The 13,417-nt window shown below is 71.9% G+C and carries 10 protein-coding genes; 2 read left to right on the top strand and 8 right to left on the bottom strand.

Annotation, left to right across the window (positions count from 1 at the left end; all coding sequences use genetic code 11):
• The 8 genes from VGZ32_RS12400 to mshB form a co-directional block, all read right to left on the bottom strand.
• A partial coding sequence (locus VGZ32_RS12400; RefSeq protein WP_326886115.1) for a S41 family peptidase occupies positions 1-2,876 on the bottom strand: 2,876 nt, incomplete at its 3' end.
• A gap of 57 nt (positions 2,877-2,933) precedes the next feature.
• A complete protein-coding gene (locus VGZ32_RS12395) occupies positions 2,934-3,581 on the bottom strand; it encodes a response regulator transcription factor (RefSeq protein ID WP_326886114.1) in 648 nt (215 codons plus the stop codon).
• 27 nt (positions 3,582-3,608) lie between these two features.
• On the bottom strand, positions 3,609-4,799 hold the full coding sequence (locus VGZ32_RS12390; RefSeq protein ID WP_326886113.1) for a sensor histidine kinase: 1,191 nt from the start codon (positions 4,797-4,799) through the stop codon (positions 3,609-3,611).
• A 19-nt stretch (positions 4,800-4,818) separates the two neighbouring features.
• Complete coding sequence (locus VGZ32_RS12385) at positions 4,819-5,556, bottom strand: ABC transporter permease (protein ID WP_326886112.1); 738 nt, start codon at positions 5,554-5,556, stop codon at positions 4,819-4,821.
• Positions 5,553-6,545 carry an ABC transporter ATP-binding protein gene (locus tag VGZ32_RS12380; protein WP_326886111.1) on the bottom strand — a complete coding sequence of 331 codons (993 nt, stop codon included), beginning with the start codon at positions 6,543-6,545 and terminating at the stop codon, positions 5,553-5,555. Before VGZ32_RS12380 ends, VGZ32_RS12385 begins: the two co-directional genes overlap by 4 nt.
• 214 nt (positions 6,546-6,759) lie before the next feature.
• Positions 6,760-9,852: a VanW family protein gene (locus VGZ32_RS12375; protein WP_326886110.1), complete on the bottom strand. Its 3,093-nt coding sequence runs from the start codon at positions 9,850-9,852 to the stop codon at positions 6,760-6,762.
• Between the two features lie 236 nt (positions 9,853-10,088).
• Positions 10,089-10,700, bottom strand: coding sequence for a hypothetical protein (locus VGZ32_RS12370; protein WP_326886109.1), 612 nt, complete (start codon positions 10,698-10,700; stop codon positions 10,089-10,091).
• A gap of 16 nt (positions 10,701-10,716) precedes the next feature.
• Positions 10,717-11,619 carry an N-acetyl-1-D-myo-inositol-2-amino-2-deoxy-alpha-D-glucopyranoside deacetylase gene (gene mshB, locus VGZ32_RS12365; RefSeq protein WP_326886108.1) on the bottom strand — a complete coding sequence of 301 codons (903 nt, stop codon included), beginning with the start codon at positions 11,617-11,619 and terminating at the stop codon, positions 10,717-10,719.
• A 182-nt stretch (positions 11,620-11,801) separates the two neighbouring features.
• Between mshB and VGZ32_RS12360 the strand changes: the two genes are divergently transcribed.
• On the top strand, positions 11,802-12,392 hold the full coding sequence (locus VGZ32_RS12360; RefSeq protein WP_326886107.1) for a hypothetical protein: 591 nt from the start codon (positions 11,802-11,804) through the stop codon (positions 12,390-12,392).
• Positions 12,359-13,417, top strand: a 1,059-nt coding sequence (locus VGZ32_RS12355; protein WP_414642535.1) for a DPP IV N-terminal domain-containing protein, incomplete at its 3' end; no start/stop codon positions are given. The genes VGZ32_RS12360 and VGZ32_RS12355, both read left to right, overlap by 34 nt.

The raw sequence follows: 13,417 nt of genomic DNA, 5'->3' as shown, positions 1-13,417 counted from the left end.
TGGATCCAGCGCCCCTGGTCCCAGCCGATGACGCGGCGGGCCAGCTTCTCCACCACCAGCTGGGAGATGTGCCCGCCGCCGTTCCCGCGCACGTCCATGACCAGGGCGTCGAACCGCATCTCGGTGTGCAGGTCGCGGTGGAAGTCGGCCCAGCCCTCGCCGATCATGTTCGGGATGTGCAGGTAGCCGAGCCGTCCGTCGCCGAGCTCGCGCACCAGGCGGCGCCGGCCGAGCACCCAGTCCTGGTACCGCAGCCGCCGCTCGTCGCGCAGCGGCACGACCGCCACCCGGCGGCGGACTTCCGGATCGGCGGCCTGCGGCCGGATGGTGAGCTCGACCGGCTTGCCGACCGTCCCGGCCAGCAGCGGCGCCGGGCCGCGTACCGGGTCGACCGGCCGCCCGTCCACCGCGACCAGCTCGTCCCCCGCCCGGACCCCCACGCCAGGCGCCTCGAGCGGTGAGCGCGCCCGCGGGTCGGATGACTCGCCCGGCAGCACCCGGTCCACCAGCCAGCGGCCGGAGGAGTCGCGAGACAGGTCCGCGCCGAGCAGGCCGACGGCCGCGGTGGCTCGAGCCAAAGAATCCGGGCCCGCGCCGGCCTTGCCGATATAGGAGTGCGACGTGCCGAGCTCGGCCACCACCTCCCACATCAGGTCGGCGAAATCATCCGCGCTGCGAACCCGGTCGAGCAGCGGCCGGTAGGTGTCGAGCACGCCGTCCCAGTCCACCCCGGACATGTCCGGGGTCCAGAAGTTGCGGCGCATCAGCCGGCCGGCCTCGTCGAAGGCGTGCCGCCACAGCGCGGCCGGATCGGCCTGGAACCTGGCCCGGGACAGGTCGACGGTGACCGACTCGCCCGAGCCGCGGTCCTCCTTGTGCTCGGCCGGCAGGACCCGCAGGTCGTCCCGGTCCCTGACCACCAACCGGGTGCCGTCGCCGCTGACGTCGAACCAGTCGAACTCGCCGTCCAGCTCGGTGAGCTCGCGCTTGCGCAGGTCGAACCGCTCCAGGACCGGCCGTGGCGCGTCGTCCTCGGTGCTGGCACTGCCCTCGCCGAGCACGCCGGACACCGGCTCGCGCAGCCAGGCCAGCCCGCCCTTGGTGGCACGCAGCCGGGAGTACCTGGCCTCGATCACCGGCACGCCCACCACGCGGCCAGGGAGACCTTCGGCGTCCACGGAAACCTCGGTCCGTTCGGCAGAATCTGATGTGTCCTTGTCCGGCTCGAGCGGATCCTGGCCCACCGGACGGCCACCGGGCAGCGGGCCAAACGGCGACGGGGTCTGCGCGGCCAGCGGCACCAGGTAGGGGCGGCTGCCGAAGGGGAACGACATGTCGAAGGTCTGCGCGTCGTACACCGGGTCGAAGCTGCGCCGGGAGATGAACGCGAGGTAGAGGCCGTCGAGCGAGAACACCGGGTCGGTGTCGGTGAACCGCCCGTCGGTCACGTTGACGACCTCGCGGTGCTGGCCCGGGGGGACGACCCCCCCAGACCCCCCCGCGGGGCGAGCGATTCTCGCTATACGGATGCGGCGCAGCGGCTGCGTGCCGGGCTGGGACCAGGCCAGCCAGGCCGAGTCGGGTGACCAGGCCAGCCCGTTTATGGCCCCGTCGTGGGACGCGGCCAGCTCGGTGACCTGCCCGGAGGTCACGTCCACGGTCAGTAGCCTGCCGTCGTGGGCGGCGGCAGCCACGGTGGCCCCGTCCGGGGAGGCAGCCAGGCTGAGCACGTTGCCGATTAGGCCTTCGGCGAGCCGGACGGTCTCGGTCTCCGGCTCATCTATCACCGAATCGATCTCGAGCGCGTCATCGCCGGCAGCGTCGGTGACCCAGACCGCCTGGCCGGTGTCGCCGAGCACCTGCGGCAGCCTCGCGCGGGCCGCCGGGTCGACGTGCAGCGCCCGGGCCGGGCCGTCCTTGTGCGTCAGCCAGTGCACCGTGCCGCGCACCTCGACCACGCTGGCCTGACCGGTCTTGTCGGGGTTGAGGCTGCCCAGATGGTCTTTCGCCGAGATCAGCTTGGGTGCACGGCCGGCGGCTGGCGAGCCGAGGACGATATCGAGCTCGCGGGGCTCCGCCGCGTCCGGGTCGTCCAGGATCCAGATGTCACCCGCCACGTGGTACACGATCCGCTGCCCGTCGGTAGACGGGTTCCTGGCGTACCGGCCGTCGTGATCGGTATGCCGGCGTAGGTCGCTGCCGTCCAGCGCGCAGGAGTAGATGTTGCCGGTGCCCTCATGATCGGACAGGAAGAACAACCGCCCGCCGATCAGCATCGGGGCACCGAGCTGGCCGTCGAGGTCGGCGAGCACCCGGATGAAGGGGGATGGGGAGGTGAGTGGGGGGTCGTCGGCGTTGGCCGTCCACAGCCTGCCGCTGGTGCCGCCGCGGTAGCGCTTCCAGTAAGCAAGCTCGCTGTCTGCCCGGCCGGTGAGCAGGGCGCTGCCCACCTCCTCCAGGGCCAGATCGCCCACCGGGCCGAACGGCAGCCGCCGCGGCGGCGAGCCCTCGATCGGAACCGCGTAGGCCCAAGTCAGGTACGTCTCGGCCTGGCCGGTGGCGGAGATCGCAAGCACCTCGCCGCCCCTGGTCCAGCCGGCCACGCGGGTCCTGCTGTCGCTCCAGTAGGTGAGCCGGCTCGCGTCGCCGCCTTCCGGATCGGCCGTGTAGACCTCCGGGTTGCCGTCCCGCCAACTGGTCCAGGCGATCCTGGCGCCGTCGCGGGAGAAGCGCGGGTAGCTCACCTGGGCGCGGTCGGAGGTTAGCCGCCAGGCGCGGCCGCCGTCGGCGGGGGCGAGCCAGATGTCGTCCTCGGCGGCGAAGGCGAGGAGATCACCGTGAATGTGCGGGTAGCGCAAGTATCCAGACGAAGTCACGCGCTTCATCCTATGGTCTACGGGTCTAGAGCCAGCCGCATCCTATGGTCTACGGGTCTAGAGCCAGCCGCGTTCGGAGGCGATGCGGCGTGCCTCGGCGCGGTTCCTGGCCCCGGTCTTCTGGATGCACGCCGATAGGTAGTTCCGCACCGTGCCCTCGGAAAGGTAGAGCCGGGCGGCGATCTCGGCGATGGTCCGGCCGTCCGCGGACGCCTCGAGCACGTCGCGCTCGCGCGGGGTGAGCGGGTTGACCCCATCGGCGAGTGCGGCGACGGCCAGGTCCGGGTCGATGACCCGCTCGCCGGCCAGGACCCGGCGCACCGCCTCGGCCAGCTTGGCCGCGGGCGCGTCCTTCACCATGAAGGCCGCGGCGCCCGCCTCCATCGCGCGGCGCAGGAAGCCGGGGCGGCCGAACGTCGTCAGGATCACGATCTTCACGTCCGGGTGGCTGACGCGCAGCCGGGCGGCGGTGGTCAGACCGTCGAGGCCGGGCATCTCGATGTCGAGCAGCACCACGTCCACGCCGCCCGCCTCGCCCGCGACCGCCGCGGCGACCGCGCCGACCACCTCGTCCCCGCGGCCGACCTGGCCCACCACCGCGATGTCCGGCTCCAGTCCGAGCAGGGTGGCCAGCGCCTCGCGGATCATGACCTGGTCCTCCGCCAGCAATACCCTGATCCGTCTTTGATCTTGCCCCGTTTCCACGGGGCCACCCTAGCGCGTGTCTGCGGGCTAGCCGACGGAGAGCGTCGCGGTGAGCTTGAACCCACGAGGGGACACGGGTGCCGCGCGAAGAGTCGCCTGGAAGGGCTCGAGCCGCTCGCGCAGGCCGGTCAGACCGTTGCCCCAGACCGGTGTGTGCAAACGGGCGGCCGAGCCGCCGTCGCCGTCGTCGGTGACTTCGAGGGTGAGAGTGGTGTCGCCGTCGACGCGCGCCTCGATCAGCTGCACCGAGCAGCGGGTCGCGCCCGAGTGCCGGACGACGTTGGTGACCGCTTCGCGTAGACACCAGGCGAGCGCGGCCTCCGCCTCCGGGTCGAGGCCCGGGACGCGCGCGCCCGCCGCGAGGGCCGGATCGAGGTCGAAGGTGATGCCAGCCGCCTCGAGCGCGGTGCGGGCCGAGGCGGTCTCCACCGCGAGCGTGGGGCGGCGGTACCCGGACACCGCCTCGCGGATGTCCGCCAGCGCCTGGCGGGAGACCTGTTCGATATCGGCGACCTGCTTCTCCGCGCCGTCCGGATCGAGCTTCACCAGGCGGCGGGCCAGCTCCGCCTTGAGCGTGACGGTGGCCAACGAGTGGCCGGCCACGTCGTGCAGGTCGCGGGCCAGCCGCAGCCGCTCCTCGTTCGCGGCCAGGTGCTTAACCTCGTCGCGGGCTTGGCGCAGCTCCGCGATGAGCCGCTGCATCCGCCGGATGCCGATCGTGCCCAGGCCCGAGAAGAGGCTCGGCAGGAGCATCGTGGTCCACAAACCCGCGTCGGCGCCCAGCACCACCGCCTCGACGGTCATGCAGCCGGTCGACACGGCACTGCCCAGCAACGCGTAGTTCCGCTTACCGATCGGCAGGGTCGAGCCGCACGCCGAGGAGACGTACACCCACAGCACGATCCAGGTGTTCGTGGACACGATCGGCGTCAGGGTGGCGATCGCCGCGATGGCGCCGATCAAGATCGCCCGCGGCCGGTCCAGCGCGGTGTTCGACGCCACGAACATCAATGTCCGGTTGCGCTTCGCCAGGGCTATGTACGCCAGGCAGTACACCGCGACGAGCGTCAGGACGCCGACTATCTCGCCCGTCCGGTGGGTGCCGTCGAACATCGCACCCACCGGGTAGGCGAGATAGATCAGCCAGATCGCGGCGAAGATCCACCCGACCCGATTCCCGGCGATGATCGGGCGGGTGGACAGCTCGTCGTCGGCCATTTCGCGAGCCTGAGCCGGGTCAGCCGCCGTCGACGCCGCGACGGTACATGCGGGCGGCCAGGATGGAGGCTCCGACGACCCACGCCGCGAGGATCGCGATCCCCTTGCCGGAGGTCGGCGTGCCGCTGATCAGGTCGGTGGAAAGCTGCCGAACCCAGTAGGTGGGCAGCGCCTTGCCGACGTTCTCAAGCGCGCCGCTGAGCGGGAAGAACTGGCCGCCCAGGAACGAGCCGCCGACGTAGACCAGGATGTTGACCATCTGCACGGAGTCCTGCGGCACCCCGTACCCGATCGCGATGCCCAGCGCGGTGAACGCCAGCGAGCCGAGCCAGAGCACCAGGAACGCGCCCAGCCACTTGGCGGCGGTCAGGTGCACCCCCATCCCGCTGCCGACCAGGAAGACGATCACGATCGCCGGGACGGTGACCAGCGTCGCCGAAACGATCTTGCTGATCACGTAGCCGTTGCCGGGCAGCGCGGTCAGCCGCAGCTGGCGGATCCATCCCTCCTTGCGCTCGGTGGCGATCTTCTGCGCGTTGGTGGTGAGCGCGGCGCCGAGCGCGCCGAACGACGCGTAGGCGATCAGGTAGTAGGTCCGGTAGGAGATGTCCGTCCCGGGCACCGGCTTGGTCGACGAGCTGCTGCTCGCGCTCAGCAGGAACAGCACGGTCGGATAGAGGATGGTGAAGAACATCACCCGGCGGTTGCGCAGCGCGCGCAGGATCTCCAGCCGGGTCAGCGCGATCACGCCGGTCATCGGGCCGCCTCCCCTGTGTTGTCGTACGCAGCCTTGTCGAACGCCGTCTTGTCGAACGCAGCCTCGTCGTGGCCGTTGTCCTGCTGGGTGATGGCCACGAAGGCCTGCTCGAGCCCGAGCGCGCTGATCTCGATCTCCTCCGGCCGCAGCCCGGCGTCGAGCAGCGCGTAGAAGGTCTTGTCCGAGTCGGAGGTCTGGATCTGCACCCGGTCCCTGATCACCTCGAGCGACACCACGTTCGGCAGCATGAGCAGCTGGTCGCGGGTCACCCCGGGCAGCTTGAACGCGATGCGCTGGAAGCCGGCCTGCGCCTTGATCTGCGCGGCGGTGCCGTTGGCCAGCAGCCGGCCCTTGTTGATCACGATCACCTGGTCGGCGATCTGGTCGGCCTCCTCCAGGTAGTGGGTGGCGAACAGAATCGTCTTGCCGCGCTCGGCCTCGGACTTCATCGCGTGCCAGAAGATCTGCCGGTTCTCCACGTCCATGCCGGTGGTGGGCTCGTCCAGCACGATCAGATCGCTGTCGCCGGCGATCGCTATGGCGAAGCGCACCCGCTGGGTCTGCCCGCCGGACAGCTTGTTCGCCTTGCGGTCGGCGAACTCCTCGACGTTGGCCCGCTTGAGCACGTCCTCGACGTTGAGCGGCCGCGGGTGCAGCTTGGTCATGAGGCCGATCAGCTCGCGCACGGTGACGTCGCTCAGCAGTCCGCCGGACTGGAGCATCGCGCCGACGTGCCCGGCCAGGATCGCGTCGCGCGGCGCCTTGCCGTAGACCCGGACGGTGCCGTGGGTGGGCTTGCGCAGCCCCAGCAGCATGTCGATGGAGGTGGACTTGCCCGCCCCGTTGGGTCCGAGGAACGCGATCGAGCGGCCCTGGGGGATCTCGAGGGTGAGGTTGTTCACCGCCTTCACCTCCCCGTAGTGCTTGGAGACGTCCTGGAACGTCACCGCGGCGGAACCCGGTCCGCCTCGTGTCTCGCCCGTAGTCATGTTTCCTGCTCATCCCGTCGTCGTGTATGACGCTCTGAATGTCCCCGCCGGACGCCGCGCTCGTGCTGAGCACACAGACGTCCCGCTCGTGCTGAGTACATACAAGCGGGTCTCAGCCGACCGGCGTCAGTGTGCGCCGTCGTCAGCTCACTATGACAGGTGTCACAGGCAGGGCTGCAGGGCCCACAGGTGCAGCGAAGGTCCGTGCTACAGGTCAGTGCAGCAGGCCGCCGAGCAGGCCGGACGGGCTGGGGCTCGGCGAGGCGGCCGGGCTGGGGGCGCCGCCGCCGGAACCGCCGCTCCCGCCCCCGCCGCCGGAGCCGGACGGCGAGCTCGGCGCGTTGGACACGGCGCCTCCGGTCGCGCCGCCCGGGCAGCCCGCGCCGTTCTGCGGAACGTACTGCACGTGGAACTGCTCGCCGCCGACCTGGGCGCCACCGCGCATCAGGGTCCTGCTCACGTCCACCTGGAAGCCGGGGACGGCGCCGGAGCCCGCGCAGCCCGCCGCCGGGACGACCGCGTAGCGCTGCGAGACCTGCACGGTGACCTGGTCGTAGGTCTTCTCGCCGAGCAGCGCGACAGTCACCGCGTCGTTCGCGTAGGAGGCGTAGAGGTAGACCGGGTGGTCGCCGGTGTTCGTCCACTGCATGTCGGTGCCGGGGGCCACCACGGCGGCGTCGAGGCCGACCGGGTAGCGGTCGACGAACGAGGCGTGCGGGTGATGGACCGTGTCGCCCATGCCGGAGGCGAACGCCGCGCCGAAGACCGCCGTGGCGACCGTGTCCACGCCGCCGGACGGGTCCACACCAGCCTTCTGCGCAGCGCCCGGAACGGCGAATCCGTGGGCGGTGTCGAGCGGCCCGATGGTCTTGAGGAAGGACCAGGTCTCCCCCGGTCCGATGATCGAACCGGCGACCAGCGCGGTGGCCCGCTGCACGTTCGCGAAGCGGTTGGGCGCGCTCGGCACGGGGACGGTGGTGGTGCCGAGGACATCCGTGACGCCGAGGGCTTGGGCGTCGGCGGTGGTGAAGGTGGGTGGCAGGTCGCCGAGCGGGACGGTCGCGGTGCGCGGCACGGGCTGGACGAGCACCGCCTGGACGGCGCCGGCCAGCGCGTCCGGCGGGAATCCGCGCCCGTCGCGGCCGGGGACCAGCGTGGGCGTGCCGTTGGTGTCGACGGTGAAGGAGGCGTTGACCGCAGGGGTCTCCTGCGCCAGCGCGGCCGCGTTGAGGTCGCCGCGCAGCTTGGCGCCGTCGACCTGCGCGACCATGTGGCCGTTGTCGTCCGGCACGATGACCACCGCGTCGCCGATCTGGTCGGCGGTCAGGTTCTCCGTCACGGAGCCGGTCGTCAGGGCGATCGGGCCCGCGACGGCGGGGCGCGCGAGGTAGGCGAGCGCATCCTGGAGCGCGGCGGGCGTCGCCTTCGGGTGCAGCGCCTGGACAGGCAGCAGGACGGGTCCGTCCAGGCGCAGGTAGGCGGAGCGCACGGCGGCGACGGCGCCCGCGACGCTGAACGCGCGCCCTTCCTTCGGCGGCGTGACCACGGGTTTGGCTGCCTGGAAGGTGATCTGCCCTTCAACCATCGGGGAGTTGTAGGACGCTGCGATAGTGGAGAGCGCCCGAGTCAGCGCCCCGTTGTCGACAGTGACTACGGGAACGACGGAGTGCCGGACGCCGAAGAGGGCAGGGATGACCTGGAACGGGTTGGTGCGCTCGACCTGCGCCGCCGCGACGGTCTGGGCGGCGTCGAAGGAGAGCCCGGACTGGGCGGGGTCGAGCGTCATCGGGGTCTGGCCGACCACGAGGCGGATCGGGGCGCGGGAGCGCGGGCCGAGCGCGGAGTCGAGGGCCTGCTCGGCGGCGGAGGGGGTCAGGCCGCCGATGGACACGCCGTCGACCACGGTGCCGCGCGGCACCGTGCCGCCGAACACGCCGCCCGCGATGGCGAGCGCGAGTCCGTAGACGATCGCGAAGACGCTGGCGAGGAGCACCAGCCCGGTGATGAGTTTTCCGCCGGAGCCGCGTTCGGTCGCGTGCGCGGCGTGCGGCCCGCCGGGTGCGGGCCTGGTCTTGTCCGTTCTCCGCCTCGGGGCCCTGTCGTCGGAGGGCTTCGTCGGGCCGGGGATGCGCACGAGCTGTTCGGTCGGCGCGTCGGGCTCGGCGGTCAGGTGCGGGGTCGTCTCGATGTCCGCAGGGAGCAGGGCGGTGTCGCCCAGCTGCGGATCGCCGGTCCCGGCCGCGGCGGCCTGGAGTTCCGGGCTCCGGCCACGCAGCGCCCCCGGGTCGAGGTACGAGGCCTCGCCGGACGAGTCGTGGAAGATGCCGCCGAGGTAGCGCAGCGCCAGCGCGTGCCGGAGCGGATCGTGCGGGCCGGTGTCGTGCGCGGCGACGCCCGGGAACGGCGCGGGGTAGGTGGGGACGCCGTACGGGCCGCCGAAGGCCGCGGCGGCCACGGTCCCGGGCACGTACTCGTACGGGGTCTGCTCGTAAGGAGCCTGATCCATCGAGTCGAAGGCCGGGCCGGTGAAGACGAATGCGGCATCGGGCTCGTGGTGCGCGGCCCCGCCCTCCTCGCGGAACCACGCGCCGAGCAGATCCCCGCCCTCGGCCGGCCGCGCGCCGACCCCGGCGGCGGCCGCAAGCTCGGACTCCGGCTCGAGGCCCACGTCGGCGGGCGAAGCGGAGGCGAGATCGATGCCGAATACCTGCTCGAAAGTGTCGTGGAACGCGTCCTCGAGCAGCGCCGCATTCGCCTGGGCGGCGCTATCCGGCGGCAGGGTCGTGGTCAGCAGCGCGGGCGTCGGGCGGGTGTCCGGAGGCAGCGGCACGACGAGCGTCGCGGTGGTGAGCGCGGCGAGCTCCGCAGGCAGCGCGCTCGGCCGTGCCGGGGAAGCAGCCATCTGAGCGAACGGAGTCGCCTCAGGACCGGAGCGGTACGGTCGCGGCGCTCCCTCAGGCAGTGCGGAGTCGTCCGCGTCCTCCCACACCGCGTGCGGGCGCAGGGTGGTCGAAGGCTGAGGCAGGGAGTCGGGCAGTTTGATGCGCAGCCGCGCGGTCGCCTCGGTCGCCTCGGCGACGCGCAGCCCGGTGGAAGCCACCGGCGGCTGCGGGGCCGGGTCCGGTGTGGGCTCGGGGACCGGCACCTGCGCGTCAGGCGCCGAATAAGGCGATCCCGGGTAGGGAGGCATCGGCGGGAAGTCGAGCAGGTCGGTGACACCGGTATCGCCAGGGGGCGGGCGCGTCGGATCGTACGGCTCACGGTACGGATCGGCCGCGTGCCCCAGCGAATCAGTTGGCTCAGTCACAGCGCCGGTCAGGCCCTCCACCTCGCGGATCGACGTCCGCGCCGCCGACTCGGCCCGATCACGGACAGTACTTCGGCGATCACCATACTGTGAGCCTCGGCGCGGTGTGGGGCGGTTGCGGCACTTTCCACCGTCGCGGGTGATACGTACGGCTGCGGGCGGCGCGCACGAGCACCGCCGGGCGCGGCGGGACCAGGAACGTTCGGGGGGAGCGGGCGGACGGTGAGCCGGAAGTTTCACCCCTTCGAGTGAGCAGCCAGCTTCTCCGCCAGGTTGGCTACCCAAGCGCGGTAGACGGCGACCGTGGCCAGCAGCATCCCGCCGAACAGATACGCCAGGGAGCGCCAGTCGTTGGCGAGGATCACGTCGCCCTTGCGCGCGGCCGAGGGTGGAGGGCCGAGGTAGGTGACCCAGAGCAGCGCGAGCAGCCATCCGGCCGCGGCGCAGGCCACCCCAGACAGTCGGCTCGGGCGCCAGGAGCGGGACGCCGCGTTGGGGAGCAGCTCGCCGAGCGCGAGCATGAGCCCGACCAGGCCGCAGAAGGAGAAGAACAGGCCGGTCGGCCACGCGACGCCGAACGCGGTCGCGGTGGCGCGGTGCGCGAACGAGCCGATCGCGCCGACGATGACGCCGAGCCCGGCGGCCACGAGCAGGAGGATCCACCGGATCACGCCTGACGCGGCGTCACCCGCGGTGGTCGGCGCGGTTTGCGGCGGGGCGCCGTCGCGGGCGGGCGTCTTGCCTGTGCTCGTATCCCCCGTGTTCGTCTCCCCGGGGCTCGTTTTCCCCGGGCTCGTCTTCGCAGCGCTCGCGGTCATCGGTTTCGCCTTCGCGGGGTCGGTGGTCACGGCAGCATTCTCGACGTCAGAGGCCGAGCCCGGCGAACAGGTCGGACTCGGGCAGCTCCGCTCCGGGCGAGCCGTGCACCAGCTGGTAGTACTCGACCGCCATCACTTCCCGGCCAACGCTGTTCGACAGCGCGAAGAAGGGCCCGTCCACGGTGATCTGGGTGGCGTGGGCGCGCATCGCGGCGGACTTGCGCGCCGCGAACGCCTCGGCGTGGATCACGGCCGTGACGGTCGAGTCGTCGGCCACGAAGGGCAGGTCGTCCACCGAGTCCACGACCAGAAAGCCGCTCGTGTTCCCGGCCGCCCGCATGGCCTCGATCGCCCTCTTCATCACCGACCGCGGCATCGTGTTCCAGTACACCTTCGACACCTGATGCGGCTGTGCGCCCTGCACGGCCAGTTCGACGGCCCGCATCGCCACGCGGTGCGCCTGGATGTGGTCGGGGTGGCCGTATCCGCCGAACTCGTTATAGGTGACCAGCACCTGGGGCCGCACCTCGCGGATCACGGCTGCCAGCATTCCGGCGGCCTCGTCCAGGTCCGCCTGCCAGAAGGCATCCGCGCGGTCGTTCTGCGGCGTGCCCATCATCCCCGAGTCCCGGTAGTGGCCCGGGCCGCCGAGGAACCGGTGGTCGACGACGCCGAGTTCCTTCATCGCGTCGGCCAGCTCGCCCGCGCGGTGCGGTCCGAGCCGGTCGTCCTGGTCCGACGCCAGATCGGCCAACTCCGGCACGAGCACCTCGCCCTCCTCGCCGAGGGTGCAGGTGACGAGGGTGACGTGCACCCCCTCCGCGGCGTACTTCGCCATCGTCGCGCCGTTGTTGATGGTCTCGTCGTCGGGGTGTGCGTGGACGAACATGATCGCGCGTCCGTCGCGCCGGTCCGCCGGTTCCGGGGCGGTCTGGTGGGGCGAGGTCATGGGCGCGGCTCCTGACGTCATGTACTCCAGCGTACGGTCCGCCGTCCGGTAGAAGTCCGCCTCCGGCGTCTCGCAATAAACACACGCATCGTATTCACTCGGTAACGGAAGGACGCGCCGCCCGAACCCACCCTCCTGCCGCGAGCGCCGTCCCGAGCCCGGGGAAGGACACCGTAATCCCGATGACGGACACGCTCTCAGCCCGTCCTACCAGCGGCACCGAAGGCGATGTCCCCAGCGCGGCCATAGCGGGCCTGCGACCCCCTTCCAACCCGACCACGGCGGCAGAGGCCGCCGCGTGGTACGCGCTGCGGCTCGGCTGGCAGATCGTGCCGGGCTCGCCGATGCTGGCCGTGCTCGGCAGCCGGGTCCCCGGTGCGGCTCAACTCGGTGCGGTCGACGTGCCGGCACTGGTCGGAGCTGCCGCGCTGGAGCGCATCGGCAAGGCGACAGGGGCGTGCGGCCCGATCACCGACGGACAGGGCCGCATGCGCTTCCTCGTCGACCTCGCCGACACCACCGAGGACGAGCACGCGTGGCTCGAGGACTGGCGGGCGGCCGGGGTTGACCTGCGGGTGATCGGCGAAGGCGGGTACTGTCCGCTGCCGACGCCGGGGATGGTCGGGCGCTCGCGCGTGGTGTGGACAGTGCCGCCGGACCCCGACCGTCCTACGCTGCCAGCGGCCCGATGCATTACCGCTGCGCTCGATCGGGCAGTGCGCGATGCCTATCCGGCGCTATGGCACGTCCCGACACGCGGCACATCCGCATAACATACGGAGCCGTGAGCCAAGAGATCTCGTTCCCGAGGCAGTTCGCGCGAACGCAGCGATACACCCTCGGAGCGCCGCGCGCGTTCTCCATCGCCCCGGACGGCGCGCGCATCGCGTTTCTACGTACCCGCACGGGCGCCGACCGGGCGACCTGCCTGTGGACTGCGGACCCGAACGGCGGAGCGGAGCGGCTGATCGCCGATCCGGTGGACCTGCTGGCCGGGACGGCGGGCGAAGAGCTGACCGCCGAGGAGCGGGCCCGGCGCGAGCGCTCCCGCCAGGCCGCCGCCGGGATCGTGGACTTCGCCGCCGACCGGGCGGTGCGGATCGCGGCGTTCGCGCTGTCCGGGCGGCTGTTCGTGGCCGATCTGGTGGACGGCGGGGTGCGCGAGCTGCCCGCCGAGGGCCCTGTCATCGATCCGCGGCCGGACCTGTCCGGGACGCATGTCGCGTACCTGTCCGGCGGATCGCTCCGCGTCATCGGCGTAGACGGTACGGGTGACCGGGCACTGGCAACGCCTGAGCAGCCAACGGTCACCTACGGCGCCGCCGACTTCATCGCCGCCGAGGAGCTGGACCGATTCCGCGGCTACTGGTGGTCGCCGGACGGCACGCAGCTGCTCGCCGCGCGGGTGGACGACGCGCCGGTCGTCCGCTGGCACATCTCCGACCCGGCCGATCCCAAGTCCCCGCCCCGCGCGGTCGGCTACCCGGCGGCCGGGACCGACAACGCCCGGGTCGAGCTGGCGCGCCTGGGTCTCGACGGCTCGCGGACCCCCGTTGACTGGGACACACAGGCGTTCGAGTACCTCGCGTCGGTGCACTGGTCGGCGCACGGCCCGGCGCTGCTGGCGGTCCTGTCCCGCGACCAGCGCATCGGCCGGGTGCTCGCGGTGCAGCCGGACGGCTCGACACGCGTGCTGGCCGAGGAGACGGACGACGCCTGGTACGAGTTCCTCCCCGGCGCCCCGGTGTGGTCGCCCTCGGGCACACTGGCCAGGATCGCGGCGCGGGACGGCGCCTAC

The organism is Actinocrinis sp. (assembly GCF_035938995.1).
Classification (GTDB): domain Bacteria; phylum Actinomycetota; class Actinomycetes; order Streptomycetales; family Catenulisporaceae; genus DASZGI01.
This window is presented reverse-complemented; position numbering and strand designations above follow the sequence as displayed.